At 70.6% G+C, this 18,088-nt stretch carries 16 protein-coding genes; 13 read left to right on the forward strand and 3 right to left on the reverse strand.

Annotated elements, in window-relative coordinates; genetic code table 11:
• Window positions 1-44: 44 nt before the first annotated feature.
• Window positions 45-1,031 carry a hydroxyacid dehydrogenase gene (locus J3486_RS00490; RefSeq protein ID WP_207818870.1) on the reverse strand — a complete coding sequence of 329 codons (987 nt, stop codon included), beginning with the start codon at window positions 1,029-1,031 and terminating at the stop codon, window positions 45-47.
• Window positions 1,032-1,492: 461 nt separating this feature from the next.
• Here J3486_RS00490 and J3486_RS00495 point away from each other — a divergent pair, with 461 nt between their 5' ends.
• The 13 genes from J3486_RS00495 (at window position 1,493) to J3486_RS00555 (ending at window position 16,275) form a co-directional block, all read left to right on the forward strand.
• Complete coding sequence (locus tag J3486_RS00495) at window positions 1,493-2,371, forward strand: ABC transporter permease subunit (protein ID WP_207818871.1); 879 nt, start codon at window positions 1,493-1,495, stop codon at window positions 2,369-2,371.
• A 103-nt stretch (window positions 2,372-2,474) separates the two neighbouring features.
• On the forward strand, window positions 2,475-3,335 hold the full coding sequence (locus J3486_RS00500; RefSeq protein ID WP_207818872.1) for a carbohydrate ABC transporter permease: 861 nt from the start codon (window positions 2,475-2,477) through the stop codon (window positions 3,333-3,335).
• Between the two features lie 58 nt (window positions 3,336-3,393).
• Entirely contained in the window at window positions 3,394-5,070 is a 1,677-nt protein-coding gene (locus J3486_RS00505; protein ID WP_207817897.1) for an extracellular solute-binding protein, read from the forward strand.
• Window positions 5,067-6,542, forward strand: coding sequence for a M1 family metallopeptidase (locus tag J3486_RS00510; RefSeq protein WP_207817898.1), 1,476 nt, complete (start codon window positions 5,067-5,069; stop codon window positions 6,540-6,542). The genes J3486_RS00505 and J3486_RS00510 overlap by 4 nt, the downstream gene beginning before the upstream one ends.
• Window positions 6,539-8,749, forward strand: coding sequence for a right-handed parallel beta-helix repeat-containing protein (locus tag J3486_RS00515; RefSeq protein ID WP_207817899.1), 2,211 nt, complete (start codon window positions 6,539-6,541; stop codon window positions 8,747-8,749). Before J3486_RS00510 ends, J3486_RS00515 begins: the two co-directional genes overlap by 4 nt.
• Window positions 8,750-8,791: 42 nt before the next feature.
• The gene (locus J3486_RS00520; protein ID WP_207817900.1) at window positions 8,792-10,024 is read left to right on the forward strand and encodes a Gfo/Idh/MocA family protein; all 1,233 of its coding nucleotides are present in this window, start codon (window positions 8,792-8,794) and stop codon (window positions 10,022-10,024) included.
• 166 nt (window positions 10,025-10,190) lie between these two features.
• Window positions 10,191-11,219, forward strand: coding sequence for an L-threonine 3-dehydrogenase (tdh, locus tag J3486_RS00525; RefSeq protein WP_207817901.1), 1,029 nt, complete (start codon window positions 10,191-10,193; stop codon window positions 11,217-11,219).
• Between the two features lie 76 nt (window positions 11,220-11,295).
• Window positions 11,296-12,492, forward strand: a complete 1,197-nt coding sequence (locus J3486_RS00530) for a glycine C-acetyltransferase (protein WP_207817902.1) — start codon at window positions 11,296-11,298, stop codon at window positions 12,490-12,492.
• A gap of 21 nt (window positions 12,493-12,513) precedes the next feature.
• The gene (locus J3486_RS00535) at window positions 12,514-13,416 is read left to right on the forward strand and encodes a LysR family transcriptional regulator (protein WP_207817903.1); all 903 of its coding nucleotides are present in this window, start codon (window positions 12,514-12,516) and stop codon (window positions 13,414-13,416) included.
• A gap of 233 nt (window positions 13,417-13,649) precedes the next feature.
• Complete coding sequence (locus J3486_RS00540; RefSeq protein ID WP_207817904.1) at window positions 13,650-14,252, forward strand: helix-turn-helix domain-containing protein; 603 nt, start codon at window positions 13,650-13,652, stop codon at window positions 14,250-14,252.
• Window positions 14,253-14,317: 65 nt separating this feature from the next.
• Window positions 14,318-14,794, forward strand: coding sequence for a GNAT family N-acetyltransferase (locus J3486_RS00545; protein WP_207818873.1), 477 nt, complete (start codon window positions 14,318-14,320; stop codon window positions 14,792-14,794).
• 116 nt (window positions 14,795-14,910) lie between these two features.
• The gene (locus J3486_RS00550) at window positions 14,911-15,867 is read left to right on the forward strand and encodes an alpha/beta fold hydrolase (protein WP_207817905.1); all 957 of its coding nucleotides are present in this window, start codon (window positions 14,911-14,913) and stop codon (window positions 15,865-15,867) included.
• Window positions 15,868-15,915: 48 nt separating this feature from the next.
• Window positions 15,916-16,275 carry an MmcQ/YjbR family DNA-binding protein gene (locus J3486_RS00555; protein ID WP_207817906.1) on the forward strand — a complete coding sequence of 120 codons (360 nt, stop codon included), beginning with the start codon at window positions 15,916-15,918 and terminating at the stop codon, window positions 16,273-16,275.
• 23 nt (window positions 16,276-16,298) lie between these two features.
• Here J3486_RS00555 and J3486_RS00560 read toward each other — a convergent pair whose 3' ends face one another.
• Both J3486_RS00560 and J3486_RS00565 read right to left on the reverse strand, forming a co-directional pair.
• Entirely contained in the window at window positions 16,299-17,219 is a 921-nt protein-coding gene (locus J3486_RS00560; RefSeq protein WP_207817907.1) for a transketolase family protein, read from the reverse strand.
• A 44-nt stretch (window positions 17,220-17,263) separates the two neighbouring features.
• Window positions 17,264-17,965: a transketolase gene (locus J3486_RS00565; RefSeq protein ID WP_207817908.1), complete on the reverse strand. Its 702-nt coding sequence runs from the start codon at window positions 17,963-17,965 to the stop codon at window positions 17,264-17,266.
• Window positions 17,966-18,088: the final 123 nt, after the last annotated feature.

Genomic DNA, 18,088 nt, shown 5'->3' on the forward strand with positions numbered 1-18,088 from the left:
GCCTATGACGTGCCGCGGTGCCGCGTTCACTCCCCGGGCGCCCCTCATGCGATCCGCTCCAGGTCTTCGAGCCGCACGGGATGGTTGAGCGGGACCCCGCGCGCGTACCGGGCGAGTTCGTCGACGGCCAGAGCGCCGAGCCGGCCCACCTCGTTGCCCTGGGCGCCCGCCATGTGCGGGGTGATGAAGACGTTCGGCAGCTCCCACAGCGGGTGGTCGTGGGGCAGCGGCTCCGGTTGCGTGACGTCCAGGACGGCGTCGAGGCGCCCGCTGACCAGGTGCTCGGTCAGCGCCTCGGTGTCCACGAGCGGGCCGCGCGCGGTGTTCACCAGCAGTGCGCCGGGCCGCATCATCCCGAGCCGTCGCGCGTCGAGCAGATGCCGGGTCTCGGGGGTCTCCGGCGCGTGCAGGGTCACCACGTCGCTGGTGGCGACGAGGGTGTCCAGGTCGGTACGGGTCGCGCCGAGCAGCTGGGCCTCGGCCTCGCCGACGTACGGGTCGTACAGGAGCACCTCGGTGTCGAGGGTGCGCAGCAGCTGGAGGACGCGGCGCCCGATGCGCGAGGCGCCGACCACTCCGACGGTGATGCCGCGGGTGCCGAGCCACGGGTGTCGGTCCAGGTCGGCGGCGGTGCGGTGGGTGCGCCGGGTGCGGAAGAGATGGGAGAGCGAGAAGGCCCGTTTCGCGCCGAGGATGATCGCGGCGAGGGTGAACTCGGCGACGGGCACGGCGTTGGCCGAGGCCGCCGAGGAGACGGTGATCCCGCGCTCGTAGGCGGCCGGGGTGAGGAAGGTCTTGACCGTGCCCGCGGAGTGGATCACCGCGCGCAGCCGGGGGGTGAGATCGAGCGTCGCGACGTCGATCCGCGGGCACCCCCAGCCGGTCAGCAGCACCTCGCACTCGGCGAGCGCGGCCCGTGCCACGGGACTGGTGAACTCCGTGACGACGTGCGGCGGTTGGATGTCCGCGGCCTCCTCGAGGCGGGCCCGCACGGCCGGAGGGAAGACGTCGTCGACGACCCCGGCGTTCATCGCGAGGACCGTGCGGGGCCGCCGCGGGGACGGTGTGGCATCGGCGGCCGTGGCCTGGACCGGTGCCTTGTCAGTGGTACGCACCCTGCCTCCGGACAGTAAACGTGTTCTACGGCGTTACTGAAAGCTAGGGATCACCCGGCGTCAGCGTCAAGGTCATGGCTCCCACTCTCATGACGACTCGTGGGCTTACATACCGAAATGCCGGGCCAAGAAGGCAACTTGAAAGAAGTGCGTAACGCCGCTGTGCCACGAATCTATTGACGATGGGGTTAACCGCTTACTAACTTGCCGCCGCAGACACGCAGTTACGTGCCTCGCACCACACCGTGGCTTTTGCACCGCTGTGCCTTCTGCGCCACCGGCCGAACAGGACCGCCCTCATGACTGCTCCAGCTCCGCCCCTGCCCGCCGTCATCCCGCGCAAGACGCTGTGGCAGCGCATCAAACGCGACAAGGTGATGCTGCTGCTGTGCCTGCCGGGCTTCCTGTACTTCGTGGTCTTCCACTACGTCCCGCTGCTCGGCTACATGGTGGCGTTCCAGGACTACCAGCCCTATCTCGGCTACATGCACAGCGCCTGGACCGGGTTCACCAACTTCACCAACGCCTTCGCCGACCCCGACTTCTGGTCGGCGACCGGCAACACGCTGAAGATCGCGCTCGTCCAGCTGGTGCTGTTCTTCCCCGTCCCGATCGGGCTGGCGCTGCTGCTCAACAGCATCGTCAGCGACCGGATCCGCCGGTTCGTGCAGAGCGTCGTCTACCTGCCGCACTTCATCGGCTGGGTCATCATCGTCTCGATCTTCCAGCAGATCCTGGGCGGCGCGGGCGTCGTGCCCGACCTGCTCGCCTCGCTCGGTCTGCCGCGCTACGACATGATGACCGACCCCGACTCCTTCCCGCTGCTGCTCGCGCTCCAGGTCATGTGGAAGGACGCCGGCTGGGGCACCATCATCATCCTCGCCGCGCTGCTCTCCATCGACCGCGGCCTGTACGAGGCGGCGGCCATGGACGGCGCGGCCCGCTGGCGCCGGTTCTGGCACGTCACACTGCCCGGCCTCTCCCCGGTCCTGGTGCTGCTGCTGATCCTGAACCTCGGCAACATCCTCACCGTCGGCTTCGAGCAGATCCTGCTGCAGCGCGACGCCGTCGGACCGGGCGCCGGTGAAGTCCTCGACACGTACGTCTACTTCCACGGTATCCGTGACAACCAGTGGGGCACGGCGGCGGCGGTCGGCCTGGTCAAGGCCGCGATCGGGACCGTCCTCGTGATCGGCGCCAACAAGTTCGCCCACCGGCTCGGGCATGAAGGGGTGTACCGCGGTGCTGACCGTTGAGACGACACCGGTGAAGTCGCGGACGCGACGCCTCGGCACGAAGCCGAGGACGACGCCGGCGGTGGAGGGCGAGCTGCGCCCGTCCGGCGCCCGCCCGCCCTGGATGGAGCGGCCCACCCGGATCGGCCTGTTCTTCAAGGGGCTCGCCCTGCTGGTCGTCGTGGCCCTGGTCGCGTACCCCCTGCTCGGCGTGATCGGCACGAGCTTCGCCTCGCAGACCGACATCATCAAGTCCAGCGGGCTCGTGCTCTGGCCCGACCACCCCAACCTGGACGCCTACCGCACCGCGTTCACCGGCGGCCGCGTCACCCGCGCGCTGTTCGTGAGCGTCGGCGTCACCGTCGCCGGCACCGCGTGCAGCCTCCTCGCCACCATCGGCATGGCGTACGGACTGTCCCGGCGCGGTGTCGTCGGCGGCCGCTTCATCCTGATGACGGCCCTGTTCACCATGCTCTTCAACGCGGGCGTCATCCCGAACTTCCTTCTGGTGAAGGAGCTCGGCCTCTACAACACCTTCGCCGCGCTCGTCCTGCCGACGATGGTCAGCGCGTTCAACCTCGTCGTGATGCGCGCGTTCTTCATGAACCTGCCCGAGGAGCTGTACGACGCCGCGAAGGTCGACGGCGCCGGTGACTTCCGCACCCTCGTCCGGGTCGTGCTGCCGCTGTCCAAGGCGGTCATCGCCGTCGTCGGACTCTTCTACGCCGTCGCGTACTGGAACGCGTACTTCAACGCGCTGCTGTACCTCGGCGACAACGACAAGTGGCCGCTGCCCATGGTGCTGCGGACCTTCATCCTCCAGGGCCAGGCCCTCGACAGCGGCGCCGCCGGCGAGGCCGTCGCCCCGCAGCAGGCCGTCCAGATGGCCGTGCTCGTGATCGCGGTCGTGCCGATCCTGCTGGTCTATCCCTTCCTTCAGCGGTTCTTCACCAAGGGCGTGCTCACCGGAGCCGTCAAGGGCTGATCACCCGACCTCACACCCCCCAACTTTTCCTGTGTCCCCTCGTGTTGAGGAGTTCCCGATGCCCGGCTCCACCCCTGTCAACCGCCGGACCCTGCTGCGCTGGGGCACCGGCGTCGGTCTCGGTGTCGCCGCCGCCCCGCTGCTCGCGGCCTGTGGCGACGGCGGCACCGCCGCCAAGGCCGAGGCCATCGGCGGCAAGGTCCTGCCGACCACCACCGCCCGCGCCATCAACGGCATCACGGCCGACCTGCCCGGCACCGCGGCCGGTGTGCCCAGCGCCTACCTGAAGTACCCGGCCGACCTGGTCAGGGCCACCAAGGGCACCCCGCTCAAGGGCGCCAAGAAGATCACGGCCGTCACCGAGACCTACGCGCCGCTCCCCGCCGACCGCTCCAAGAACGCCGCCTGGAAGGCGATCGAGAAGCTGCTCGGCGCCGAGATCGACTTCACGGCCGTGCCCGCCGACGACTACCCGGCGAAGTTCTCCACGATGGTCGCCGGTGACCAGCTGCCCGACATCTTCATGTATCCGGAGACCGGCGGCGTCGACAACCTCTCCTCGTTCCTCGCCGCCAAGTGCGTCGACCTCGGCCCGTACCTGTCCGGCAGCAAGGTCAAGGAGTACCCGAACCTGGCGGCCGTCCCGGAGTACGCGTGGCGGGACGCGGTCAAGGGCGGCAAGCTCTACGGCATCCCGATCGCGCGCAACGGCAGCGCCGGCGCCGGCTTCTACCGCGCCGACCTGTTCGCGAAGGCCGGGGTGACGAACCTCGACCAGATCGACTCCGTCGAGCGCCTCGTGGAACTGGCGAAGGAACTGACCGACGCCAAGAAGAAGCAGTACTTCTTCACCGGCGGCTCGGTGAACCTGCTCGCCATGTCCTCCGGCGCCCAGCACTACTGGAAGATGGACCACAAGACCGGCAAGTGGACCTACCAGCTGGAGGACGACAAGTACCGCTACGCCATCGAGACCGCCGCCAAGCTCTACAAGGCCGGGTGCTTCTACCCCGGCACGGTCCAGATGTCCGGCGCGCAGAAGGCCGAGTACACGAACCTCTTCAAGAACGGCAAGGCCGCGTACGTGTACGACGGCATGCCCGGCTACCTGACCCCCGGCGCCGGGTACGTCGACGCGATGGCGGCCATCGACAAGGCCTTCGACGTCCGCCCGATCGCGCCGGTCGGCAAGGACGCGGTCGCCTGGACCGACAACGCGTCGCTGCAGAACTGCTTCGTGTCCAAGGCGGCCAAGGCGCGGGTCCAAGAGATCCTGCGGCTCGCCGACTTCGCCGCCTCCCCGTTCGGCTCGCTCGAGTACACGCTGATCAACTACGGCGTCGAGGGCACCGACTACAAGCGCGACAGCTCCGGCACCCCGGTCCTGACGAAGCAGGGCACACAGGACGTCACCGTGCCGTGGGGCAAGCTCGCCTCCGCGGCGCCCGCCTTCTTCAGCGCCACCAATCCGGACGCGGCGAAGTACGTCCACGAGGCGTACACCAAGATCATCCCGATGATGATCGAGGACCCGACGCTCAGCTACTCCTCGCCGACCTGGGACTCCAAGGGGCTTGGCAGCCTCTACACCATCCACCTGGACGGCATGAAGGACCTCGTCACCGGCCGCAAGCCGATGTCGTCGTACGACGCGCTCGTCAAGAAGTGGCGCAACGCCGGCGGCGACACCTGTCGCGCCGAGTTCGAGAAGGCTTCGCAGAAGGGGAAGAAGTGACCTCCACCAGACGCGCGCTCCTCAAGGGCGCCGGGGCCGCCGCTGTCACCGTCCCACTGTTCGCGGCACCCGCCGTCGCGGCCGGTACCTCCGCAGGCGCGACCGGGTTCGACCCGCAGCCCGGGGCCCCCGGCGTCGGCGACCCGCTGTTCCCGACGCTGGGCAACGGTGGCTACCAGGTCGTCCACTACGACCTCACCTTCGACTTCACGCCGGTGACCTACGACTTCTCGGGCGTCGTGCGGATGAACGCGCAGGCCACCCAGGACCTGTCGGCGTTCAACCTCGACACCGACGGCCACACCATCGACAGCGTCGAGGTGAACGGCAGCCCCGCCCCGTCCGCCCTCTCCGTCGGCAAGTCGGGACAGGAACTGACGGTCACCCCGGCCGCGCCCCTGCACAAGGGCGCGCCCTTCACCGTCACGGTCGCGTACCGCGGCAACGGCAAGGCGCCCCGCGTCGGTCTCACCGGCTGGCGGTTCGGCTCGGACGGCGGCTTCGCCTCCGCCGTGCAGTCCTCGCGCGCCGACACCTTCCTGCCCTGCAACGACACGCCGTCCGACAAGGCGACCTGGACGTTCCACATCGCCGCGCCCGAGGGCTATGTCGCCGCCGCCAACGGCGAGTTGACGCACAAGACCCGGCGCTCCGACGGCTCCACCGTCTGGCACTTCGCGCTGCGCGAGCGGATGCCCACCGAACTCCTCGGCATCGCCGTCGTCAAGGGCACCTACCTGTACGGCACTTCGCACACGGGCCTGCCGCTGCGCCACGTCGTGCCTCAGGGCCAGGAGGACAAGTACGGCCCCGTCGTCGCCCGCACGCCCGACCATCTCGCCTGGCTGGAGGCGAAGTTCGGGAAGTATCCGTTCTCGGTGTACGGCCTGCACATCTACGACGGGTACACCGACGCCCTGGAGAACTCGACGCTCACCCTCATGGGCACCAACTGGTTCAAGCTCAACGCCGACGGCAACCCCACCTACGAGAACACGATGGTGCACGAGCTCACCCACCAGTGGTTCGGCGACTCGGTCACCCCGAACGACTGGCAGCAGGCGTGGCTGAACGAGGGCCCGGCGACGTACTACGCCGCCCTCTACAGCGAGGAGCGCGGCTGGTCGAAGATGGTCGACAAGATGCGGACCACGTACGGAAAGCTGGACGCGATCCGGGCGAGCGACGGACCGCCGGGACTGCCCAAGGCCCTCGGCGGCACCAACATCTACGACGGTGGCGCTCTCGTCCTGTACGCGCTTCAACTCCAGGCCGGACAGCGAAAGTTCGACCGCATCATGGGGCTGTGGCCCCGCCGCTTCAAGGACCGCACGGTCACCAGTGAGGACTTCATCCGGCACGCGGTCGACGTGACCGGCGACCGCTCGCTCGACGCCTTCCTGCGGGACTGGCTGTTCGGCGCCGTGAACCCGCCGATGCCCGGCCACCCCGATTGGACGGCCGCCGCATGAGCCACCGCGCCCGCACGTTCCGTACCGCCGCCGCGTTGTTCGTCTCCGCCGCGGCTGTGGCCCTCGCCCCGCTGCCGGCCGCCCAGGCGGCTTCCTCGGTCAAGGTCCTGCACGCCGCCCCGCACGGCTCCGGCAGCGCCTGCACCGTCGGACGCCCGTGCTCGGTCGAGGCCGCCCGCGACGCGGCGTCCTCCGGCGACCGGGTCGAACTCGCCGACGGCACCTACCAGTTGACAAAGACGCTGACACTCGGCGCCGACGCATCCGGCGTCACCTGGGCCGCCGCGCCGCACGCCCACCCGGTGCTCTCCGGCGGTCGCGCCCTCACCGGCTGGTCCGAGAACACCGACGGCACCTGGACCGCGAAGGTCCCCGAGGGCGTCACGCCCCGCCAGCTCTTCGTCGACGGCGTACGCGCCGTCCGTGCCCGCGGCGGCTCCTGCGCCGCCGCCGTCTGCGACGCCACCAAGACCGGCATGACCGGCGCCGAGAAGACCGGCATCGCGGCATGGGCCCGCCCCACCGACGCCGAGGCCGTCATCCGGGTGCGCTGGCGCAACTACCACTGCCGGATCGCCTCCGTCAGCGGCGACCTCATGACGTTCGCGCAGCCCTGCTGGACCAACTCCTCCTCCGGCACCGACCGGACGGGACCCGCCTGGGACACGACCACCGTCGACTCGTCCCGCTACGCGAAGGTGTCCTACTTCGAGAACGCCCGTGAACTCCTCGACACCCCCGGGGAGTTCGTCTGGGACTCGGCCGCGCGCACGATCACGTACCTGCCGCGCAAGGGCGACGACATGCGCCGCGCCAAGGCCGTCACCCCGGCCACCGAGGGGCTGCTCACCCTCGACGGCGCGCACGACGTCACGCTCCGGGGCATCGGCTTCGCGTACGCCGCGTACCACCAGCCGTCCACCGACGAGGGCTACGCGGGCATGCAGGCCGGTCTCACCCTGACCGGCGCCACCGGACCCGTCGACCACGCGGGCCGCTACTACACGAAGCCGGCCGCCGCCCTCACCGTGCGCGGCGGCCGGAACGTGACCGTCACCGGCGCCGACTTCACCCACCTCGGCGGCGCGGGCGCGATCTTCGAGCAGGGCACCCAGGACTCGACACTGACCCGCTCCCGGTTCACCGACCTGTCCTCCGGCGCCGCCTACATCGGCGACACGGAGCCCGAGCCCGCCGCCGACCTCGCGGGGGCCCGCAACACCGTCTCGTACAACACGATCCGCCGTACGGGCGTCGAGTTCACGGACGCCGTCGGCATCTGGGCCGGCTACGAGGCGGGCACGGTCATCGACCACAACACCCTCGAAGACCTGCCCTACTCCGCGATCTCCGTCGGCTGGGGCTGGAACCAGCCCGAGGCCCAGCAGTCCGTGCTGCGCGACAACCGCGTCACGAACAACCGGATCGACGACGTCATGCGGGTCGCCTACGACCAGCACGACGGCGGCGCGATCTACACCCAGGGCGCCCAGCCCGGCACGGTGATCTCCGGCAACTACATCAACCGCAGCGGCTACGAGAACACCGAGCGCGACGGCAACGGCGTCTACCTCGACGAACAGTCCTCACACATCACCGTCGAGCACAACGTCATCACCCGAGTCGGCTACAAGTGGGTCTCCAACTGGGCCGACTACGGCATCCAGAACACGGCCATCCACAACTGGACCGACACCGCCGCGCCCGCCCTGTCCGGCACCGGCTCGGTGATGACCGACAACTGGACCGGCCTGGACGAGCTCCCGGCCGCCGCCCTGGACGTCGCCCACAAGACCGGTGCCCACCCCGGCAAGGTCGAGCAACTGCGCGAGAACCTCGCGACGGGCGGCACCGCCACCCAGTCGTCCACGTCCGGCACCGCCACCGCGGACCTTGCCCTCGACGGCGACAGCTCCACCACCGTCGCCAAGACGGCCTCCGAGGCGGGCGCCTGGTGGCAGGTCGACCTCGGCTCCGTACGGCACGTCGGACAGGTCGAGCTGTGGAACGCGGCGGGCATGCCGACCGCCGACGTCGACGTGCAGATCGCCGACTCCGCGGACTTCTCGGACGCCACCACCGTCCACATCACCGGCAAGGTGCAGGGCCCGTCCCTGATCGACACCGACGCCGAGGGCCGGTACGTCCGTGTCATCCGCACCGGAACCGGGCAGGTCGGCCTGGCCGAGGTCCGCGTCCACCCGTAGTCCCGGACGCGGCAACACCCGTACAAGGAAAGGCAGTTCACCATGGCAACCCTCCCCGGCGGCGCCGCCGGCGACCTCCGGCTCGGCGTCCTCGGCTACGGCCTGCGCGGCTCGATCGCCCGCACCGCCCACCGGCCGGGGGAGGGGGCCCGGGTCACCGCGCTCGCCGACCACGACCCGGCGGCGCGCACGGAGGCGGCCCTCGCCTTCCCCGGAGCCCTGATATCCAGCGACCACAAGAAGGTCATCGACGATCCGGACGTCGACGCGGTCCTCGTCCTGACCCCCGACCACACCCACACCGACGTCGCCCGCGAAGCCCTGAAGGCGGGCAAGCCCGTCTTCGTCGAGAAGCCCCTCGACATCACGGTGGAGCGATGCGACACCTTGCTGCGCACCGCCTACGAGACCGGCACCCGCCTGTACGTCGGGCACAACATGCGCCACATGCCGGTCGTCCGGCTGATGCGCGACATCATCGCGCGCGGCGAGATCGGCGAGGTCAAGACCGTGTGGGTACGCCACTTCGTCGGCTACGGCGGCGACTGGTACTTCAAGGACTGGCACGCCGAACGGCAGTACACGAACGGCCTGTTGCTGCAGAAGGCCGCCCACGACATCGACGTACTGCACTGGCTGGCGAGCGGATACACCCGGCACGTCCAGGCCCTCGGCGACCTCATGGTCTACGGCGACAACCCGCACCGGCGTGCGCCCGGCGAACCCAAGCACGACGACTGGTACACCAAGGACGGGCACTGGCCGCCGCACACCCAGCGCGGTCTGAACCCGGTCATCGACGTCGAGGACGTGTCGCTGGTCAACATGCGCCTCGACAACGGTGTGCTCGCCGCCTACCAGCAGTGCCATTTCACACCCGACTACTGGCGCAACTACACGGTCATCGGTGACGCGGGCCGCCTGGAGAACTTCGGCGACGGACCCGGGGGCGTGGTGAAGGTGTGGAACGCGCGCCGCTCGACGTACCGGGCCGAGGCGGACGCCACGTACCCCGTCCCGGACGCCGAGGACAACGCCGGGCACGGCGGCGCCGACCCCCTGCTCATCGACGAGTTCGTGCGGTTCGTACGCGAGGGCGGACGGACCGACACCTCACCCGTGGCCGCCCGGATGGCCGTCGCGGCCGGCGTGCGCGCCACCGAGTCGCTGCGCGGCGGCGGCACACCCCGCGAAGTCCCCGCACTCGATCCCGAGTTGGCCGCCTACTTCGAGCGCGGGCAGGTGCGGGGTCAAGGGGGCGGGGGAGGCCTGTAGGAAAGCTGCGGCGGCGCTTAAGAAAACCTCGATGGACCCGAAGCGCCCCGGTGAGGAAGAGTCGGGGGTGGCGGCCGGTCCTCAAGAACGACGGCCACCATCCCCATGTGCTTGCTACGCGAGTGGCTCCGTGCTGCCCGCGTGCGCGACGACAGGAGCCGAGCCGTTGAAGGCGCTGGTCAAGGAGAAGGCCGAACCGGGACTGTGGCTGGCGGACGTGCCCGAGCCGTCCATCGGCCCCGGCGACGTACTGATCAAGGTGCTCCGCACCGGGATCTGCGGCACCGATCTGCACATCCGCAGCTGGGACGGCTGGGCGCGGTCGACCATCAGCGCGCCGCTCGTCGTCGGCCACGAGTTCGTCGGCGAGGTCGTCGAGACCGGCCGTGACGTGAGCGACATCGCCATCGGCGACAAGGTCAGCGGCGAGGGCCACCTCGTCTGCGGCAAGTGCCGCAACTGTCTCGCCGGCCGCCGCCACCTGTGCCGCGCCACCGTCGGCCTCGGTGTCGGGCGCGACGGCGCCTTCGCCGAGTACGTCGCCCTGCCCGCGTCCAACGTATGGGTGCACCGGGTCCCCGTGGACCTCGATGTCGCGGCGATCTTCGACCCGTTCGGCAACGCCGTGCACACCGCCCTGTCCTTCCCGCTCGTCGGCGAGGACGTCCTGATCACGGGCGCGGGACCGATCGGCCTCATGGCCGCCGCCGTCGCCAAGCACGCCGGTGCCCGCAACGTCGTCGTCACCGACGTCAGCGAGGAGCGCCTGGAGCTCGCCCGCAAGGTCGGCGTCAGCCTGGCCCTGAACGTGGCGGAGTCCTCCATCGCCGACGGCCAGCGCGCGCTCGGTCTGCGCGAGGGCTTCGACGTCGGCCTGGAGATGTCCGGCAACCCCGCCGCCATGCGCGACATGCTCGCCAACATGACCCACGGCGGCAAGATCGCCATGCTCGGCCTGCCCTCGCAGGAGTTCGCCGTCGACTGGGCCCGGATCGTCACCTCGATGATCACCATCAAGGGCATCTACGGCCGTGAGATGTTCGAGACCTGGTACGCCATGTCGGTCCTCCTGGAGGGCGGCCTCGACCTCGCCCCGGTGATCACCGGCCGCTACGCGTACACCGACTTCGACGCCGCCTTCGACGACGCGGCGAGCGGCCGCGGCGGCAAGGTCATCCTCGACTGGGAAGCCTGACACCTCTCTCCGGGCTCTCCGGCCTCTCCTGTCTCTCCGGCGCTCCGACCTCCCCCTGCTTCTAAGGACTCACGGCATGTTCGACAACGTACGCGCAGACATCCAGGCCACCCTCGACGAGATCGAGGCCGCGGGCCTGCACAAGCCCGAGCGGGTCATCGGCACCCCGCAGTCCGCCACCGTCGGCGTCACGGCGGGCGGCCGCCCCGGCGAAGTCCTGAACTTCTGCGCCAACAACTACCTCGGTCTCGCCGACCACCCCGAGGTCATCGCCGCCGGTCACGCGGCCCTCGACCGCTGGGGCTACGGCATGGCCTCCGTCCGCTTCATCTGCGGCACCCAGGAGGTCCACAAGGAACTGGAGGCGCGCCTGTCCTCCTTCCTGGGCCAGGAGGACACGATCCTCTACTCCTCCTGCTTCGACGCCAACGGCGGTGTCTTCGAGACGATCCTCGGCGCCGAGGACGCGGTCATCTCCGACGCCCTCAACCACGCCTCGATCATCGACGGCATCCGGCTGAGCAAGGCCAAGCGCTTCCGCTACGCCAACCGCGACATGGCCGACCTGGAGGCCCAGCTCAAGGCGGCGGACGAGGCGGGCGCCCGCCGCAAGCTGATCGTCACCGACGGTGTCTTCTCCATGGACGGCTATGTGGCGCCCCTGGTGGACATCTGCGATCTCGCCGAGCGGTACGACGCCATGGTCATGGTCGACGACTCGCACGCCGTCGGCTTCGTCGGTCCCGGCGGCCGCGGCACCCCCGAGCTGCACGGCGTCATGGACCGCGTCGACATCATCACCGGCACGCTCGGCAAGGCCCTCGGCGGCGCCTCCGGCGGCTATGTCGCGGCCCGCGCCGAGATCGTCGCCCTGCTGCGCCAGCGCTCCCGCCCCTACCTGTTCTCCAACAGCCTCGCCCCGGTCATCGCGGCGGCCTCCCTGAAGGTCCTCGACCTGCTGGAGTCCGCGGGCGACCTGCGCGAGCAGCTCGCCGCGAACACCAAGCTGTTCCGTACGCGGATGGCGGCCGAGGGCTTCGACATCCTCCCCGGCGACCACGCCATCGCCCCGGTCATGATCGGCGACGCGGCCGTCGCGGGCCGCATGGCCGAGCTGCTCCTGGAGCGCGGCGTGTACGTGATCGGCTTCTCGTACCCGGTCGTGCCGCAGGGCCAGGCCCGCATCCGTGTCCAGCTCTCGGCGGCGCACTCGACGGAGGACGTGAACCGGGCGGTTGACGCCTTCGTGGAGGCCCGCGCGCAGCTCGGCTGACCGGTTTGGGACAATAAGCGCATGATCGAAGCGCGGCGGCTCCACATCCTCCGGGCGGTGGCCGACCACCGTACGGTGACGGCGGCTGCCGCCGCGCTGTATCTGACCCCCTCCGCGGTCTCCCAGCAGCTCACGGCGCTGGAGCAGGAGACCGGCCACAAGCTGGTGGAGCGGGGCGCGCGCGGGGTGCGCCTCACCCCGGCCGGCGAGATCCTGCTCCGGCACACCAACGCGGTCCTGGCCCGGCTGGAGCAGGCCGAGGCGGAGCTCGCCGCCTACAGCACCGGCGCGGCGGGCACCGTGACGCTCGCCTCCTTCGCGACCGGCATCGGCCTGGTCGTCGGCCCCGCCCTCGCGCACCTGGCGAAGACCGCCCCCGGCATCCGGGTCCGCGTCCAGGACGCCGAGGGCGACGCGAGCCTGCCCATGCTCCTCGAGCGGCGGATCGACGTCGCGGTCGCCGTCGAGTACCGGGGCGCGCCCGGCGCGGACGACGACCGCATCACGCGCGTGCCCCTGTACGCGGAACCCTTCGACGCGGTGCTGCCCGTGACGCACCGCCTCGCGGACGCCGAATGGGTGCCGGTGGCCGACCTGGCCAAGGACACCTGGATCGGCCCGTACCCCGGCAACCCCTGCCACGACGTGGTCGTGCTCGCCTGTGAACACGCCGGATTCTCCCCGCAGTTCGAGCACTCCTCCGACGACTTCCGCGCGGTCGTCGCTCTCGCGTCGGCGGGCGCCGGTGTGGCCCTGGTGCCGCGCTCGGCCCTGCGCGGCATGGACCTGAGCGAGGTCGTCGTCCGCCCCATCGACGGCGTGGTGCCCACGCGGAAGGTGTTCGCGGCGGTCCGCCACGGCGCGGAGTCGCATCCGCTGATCCGGCCGGTCCTCGACGCCCTGGACGCCGCGGCCGCGGCCTGAGGCCGCGCACACACGCCGACCGGGCCCGCGGGGAGCACAGCGCCCCGCCCTCTTCTCCGCTTCCCGCTCCATGAACATCCCCACCCCGTTGTGGATCGTGAACGCCGTCCACGCTAGCGACCGCCTCTGACATTGCCCGGCTCTGACCATCCCGGCTGCGGTCATGCCCGGCTCTGACCATGCCTGGCCACCGCGTAACCTCGCTGTTTCATATATGGGATATCGTGCCGAATATGAGACGCGAGACCGAGCCGCCATCGAGCGGCACAGACGCGGCCACGGATCCCGTCGACGCCAGACTCGGCGCCCGCCTGTCGGAGCTCCGGGCCGAACACGGCTGGTCCCTGGGCGAGTTGGCGGACCGCAGCGGTGTGAGCCGCTCGACCCTGTCGCGGGCCGAGCGCGCCGAGATCAGCCCGACCGCGGCCCTCCTCAACCGGCTCTGCGCCGTCTACGGGCGGACGATGTCGCAGCTGCTCAGCGAGGTCGAGTCCGCCCCGGCCCAGGTGGTGCGCGCCGCCGACCAGCCCGTCTGGCACGACGACGCCAGCGGCTTCCTGCGCCGCTCGGTCTCGCCCCCGCTCGCCGGACTGCGCGGCGAGGTCATCGAGGGCAACCTCGAACCGTACGCCGACATCGCCTACGACCGGCCGCCCGTCCCCGGCCTCGAACAGCACGTCTGGGTCCTCGACGGCCTCCTCGACCTCACCGTGCAGAGCGTCACCCACCGCCTCGCTGCCGGCGACTGCCTGCGCTTCCGCCTCTGGGGCCCCACCCACTTCCACTGCCCCGGCCCCGAACCCGTCCGTTACGCCCTCCTGGTGGTACTCCCGTGATCCGCACCGTCCTTCTCACGCCCGCCGAGTTCGCCTCCTGGACGCCGTCCTTGGGCGACCTGCTCATGGATGTCGTCGACGGCGGCAGCTCTCTCGGCTTCCTCCACGGCCTCACCCGGGACGAAGCCATCGCCTGGTGGAACGACCTCGCCCCGGCCGTCGCCGACGGCAGCCTCGCCGTCTGGGCCGCCGCCGACCCGTCCGGCCGCTGTCTCGGCACGATCTCCCTCGGCTTCGGCACGATGCCCAACGGCCGCCACCGCGCCGAAGTGCGCAAGCTGATGGTGCACAGTGCGGCCCGCGGCCAGGGACTCGGCCGCACCCTCCTCGCCGCGGCCGAACGCACCGCCGCGGAGCGGGGCATCACGCTGCTCGTGCTCGACACGGAGACCGGCAGCCCCGCCGAACGCTTCTACCGAGCCGCCCACTGGCAGCAGGCCGGCACGATCCCCGACTACGCGGCCGACCCGGCGGGAGTGCTGCGCCCCACGACGCTCTTCTACAAGCACCTCGCGCGGCAGGCGGCTCCGGTGGCCTCGTAGGAGCGCGATCCTGCGGCAGCCGGAAATGGGCACCCTCAAGAGGGGGAGACGCAGGCCGGCGCGGGTACGTGTACGCGCGCGTACCCAAGAGGATCTCGTCCCAGAAGGAGCCGCCGATGCCCTCCGCCGACCCGACGTACACGACGAGCGCGCTCAGCACCGGCGACGGCGCGGCCGTGGCCACGTACACCTGGCTGCCCGACGGCGGCAGGCCGCGCGCCTTCGTGCAGATCGCGCACGGCGCGGCCGAGCACGCCCTGCGCTACGACCGGTTCGCCCGCCACCTCACCGCCCACGGCTACGGCGTCATCGCCTCCGACCACCGCGGCCACGGTGCCACGGCCGCGACCACAGGCGGCTACGGCATCACCGACGACGCCGAACCCGGCACCGTCGACGCCTGGATCTCGATCGTCGAGGACCTCAAGGCCATCGGCGACCAGGTCAGGGCCCTGCACCCGAACGTCCCTTTCGTCCTGTTCGGCCACAGCCTCGGCTCGCTCCTCGCGCGCGACTACGCCCAGCGGTACGCGGACGACCTGGTCGGCCTGATCCTCTCCGGCACCTTCCGCTCCCTGCCCGGAGCCGACAACGAGGGCTCGATCGCGGCACTGGAGGCGCAGATCGCGCGCGACGGCCGCGGCACCCTCTGCTCGTACGTCCCCGACCTCTTCGCCGCCTTCAACAACCCCTACGCCCACCGCACCGGCTTCGAGTGGCTCTCCCGGGACGAGGCCGAGGTCGACACATACGTCGCCGACGAACGCTGTGGCTTCCCGTTCTCGACGGGCCTGTCCCTGGACTGGGTCCGCGCGGTGCGCCGCATCAATGCCCCCGCGAACCTCGCCCGCATCCCCACCGACCTGCCCATTCACATCGCGGTCGGCACGGAGGACCCCTGCAACCAGCACATGACGCTGGTCCACGAGCTGCTGGAGGACTTCCGCTACGTAGGGGTGGAGGACCTGACCTGGAAGGGCTACGAGGGCGCACGGCACGAGATCCTCAACGAGACCAACCGCGACGAGGTGCAGGAGGACCTGACGGCCTGGCTGGACAAGCGCGTGCCGTGACGAACCTTCGACGGGCCGTTGTCAGTGCCCTTGGCTACGGTTCCTTCCATGCCCGACGCCGAAGACGTACGCACCATCGCCCTGTCCCTGCCGGACACGACGGAGAAGATCGCCTGGAGCATGCCCACCTTCCGGGTGGCGGGGAAGATGTTCGCCACGCTGCCCGAGGAGGAGACCTCCATCGCCGTGCGCTGCCCCAAGGAGGAGCGCGACGAGCTGGTCATGGCGGAGCCGGACAAGTTCTGGATCGCTGACCACGAGGCGTCCTTCGCGTGGGTGCGCGTCCGTCTGGCCGCGTTGGAGGACACCGACGAACTGCGCGACATCCTCGCCGACTCCTGGCGCCAGGCAGCACCGACCCGTCTCCTCGAGTCCCACCCGGAGCTGGGGGTGGTGAGGACGGACTGACCGACGCGCGGCCGTCCCACCACTCACCTGCCTCGCCCGCGCCCGGCTCCGATGAACTTGCTGATCCGCTGCCGCAGCGCCGCGGCGTCGAGCCCATGCGCGGCGACATGTTCTTCGGGGGAGCCGTAGCGGCGCAGTTCACGCCGCCCCACACCGAGCCCGAGCACCCGGTGCGGCAGATCGGCGAGCGCGTCGTTCACGACGCCGACCGAGGTCCCGGCCAGACAGGGCTCGACGATCACGACATCGGCGGCGCCGTCCGCCCCCACGGCCCGCCGCAGCCCACCGGAGTCGAAGGGCCGCACGGTCGTCGCGTACAACACGCTGACATCGAGCCCCTCGGTGGCGGCGAGCGCCTGGTCGAGCAGCGGTCCGACCGCGACGACGGCGCCCTGCCGCCCTTCCCGCACGGTCAGCAGCCGTTGCCCGTCCACCGGCAGCGCCTCCCGGTTGGCCTGCGCGGAAAGCCGTACGTAGACCCGCTCGTCCCCCGCCCCGACGGCCTGTCGCAGCAGCACCTCGGCCTCGTCGGGATGCCCCGGCACGTGCACGGTCCATCCGTCCAGGGTGTCCATCAGCGCCACGTCGCCGGGCGCCATGTGTGTGAACCCGCCGGCGGCGATGTCGTACGAAGCCCCCGCGCTGACCAGCACCCCGCCCACGCCCTGGTGCCCGAAGTCCAGCTTGATCTGTTCGAAGGGCCGCTCCACGAGGAAGCTGGCGAAGGTGTGCAGAACGGGCCGCATCCCGGCGAGTGCGAGCCCGGCCCCGGCGCCGACGAGCAACTGCTCCCTGATCCCCACATTGATCACCCGGTCCGGATGGCGCCGGGCTGCCTCGGCGAACGGCGCGCGGCCGATCTCGGCGAGCACGACGGCGACCCGGGGATCCTCGTCGAGGATCCGGGAGACGACGGGGGCGAAACGATCACGCATGGTGTCCACGGAAGAGGTCCTTTCAAGCTTGACCGGGAGGTCGGTGGAGAGGCTCAGAACTTCGGCTCGACCCGGGCGACGACCGCACGCGGCCGCCCCGGATGAGGCGCGGTGAACGCCTCGTACAGCGCGGCGTGATCACGCCCGTCGACGCTCACCGTCGACCACCCGGCCACATCGAACCGGGCGGCGATGCCCCCGGCCCTGCCGTAGGTCGCGGACAGGTTGTCCGCCACGACCGCGTGCAGTCGCTCGATGCCGACGGCGCCGGCGAACGCGATCGCCTCGTGATTGCTGCCCTCGTCGAGCTCGGCGTCCCCCACGAGCGTCCACACGGCCGGCTCGACCAGCCCCTGCGCCCGCAGTCCCAGCGCCGTACCCACGGCGATCGGCAGCCCGTGCCCGAGGGACCCGCTCCCGATCTCCACTCCGGGCACCAGCATCCGGTCCGGATGCTGCCCGAGCCGCGACTCGAAGCTCCCGAACCCGCTCAGCCACGCCACGGGCACGAACCCCTTCGCGGCGAGCACCGCGTAGTACGCCATCGGCCCATGCCCCTTGGACAGCAGAAACCGATCCCGCTCCGGCTCGTCCACCGCCTCGGGCGCGACCCGCAGCACCTGGTCGTACAGCACCCACAGCACATCGAGGGTGGAGGTGGCGGATGGCCCGTGCTTCTCGTCCCCGGTCATCAGCTGCATGAGCCGAGGAAGATCTGTGTACTGATAGGAGCTGCGCTCAGCAGTCACCGTCATGTCCAGCAGCCTGCAACCTCAACCTTGCTTGAGGTCAACACTCCCTCTCCCTGGAAAGGGAGGCGCGACCACGGCGCGGAGTGCGGTATGGTTTCCGTGCGCGTTCGGCCAGGGGAAACCCCA

Source organism: Streptomyces sp. VRA16 Mangrove soil, assembly GCF_017377775.1.
Lineage (GTDB): Bacteria > Actinomycetota > Actinomycetes > Streptomycetales > Streptomycetaceae > Streptomyces.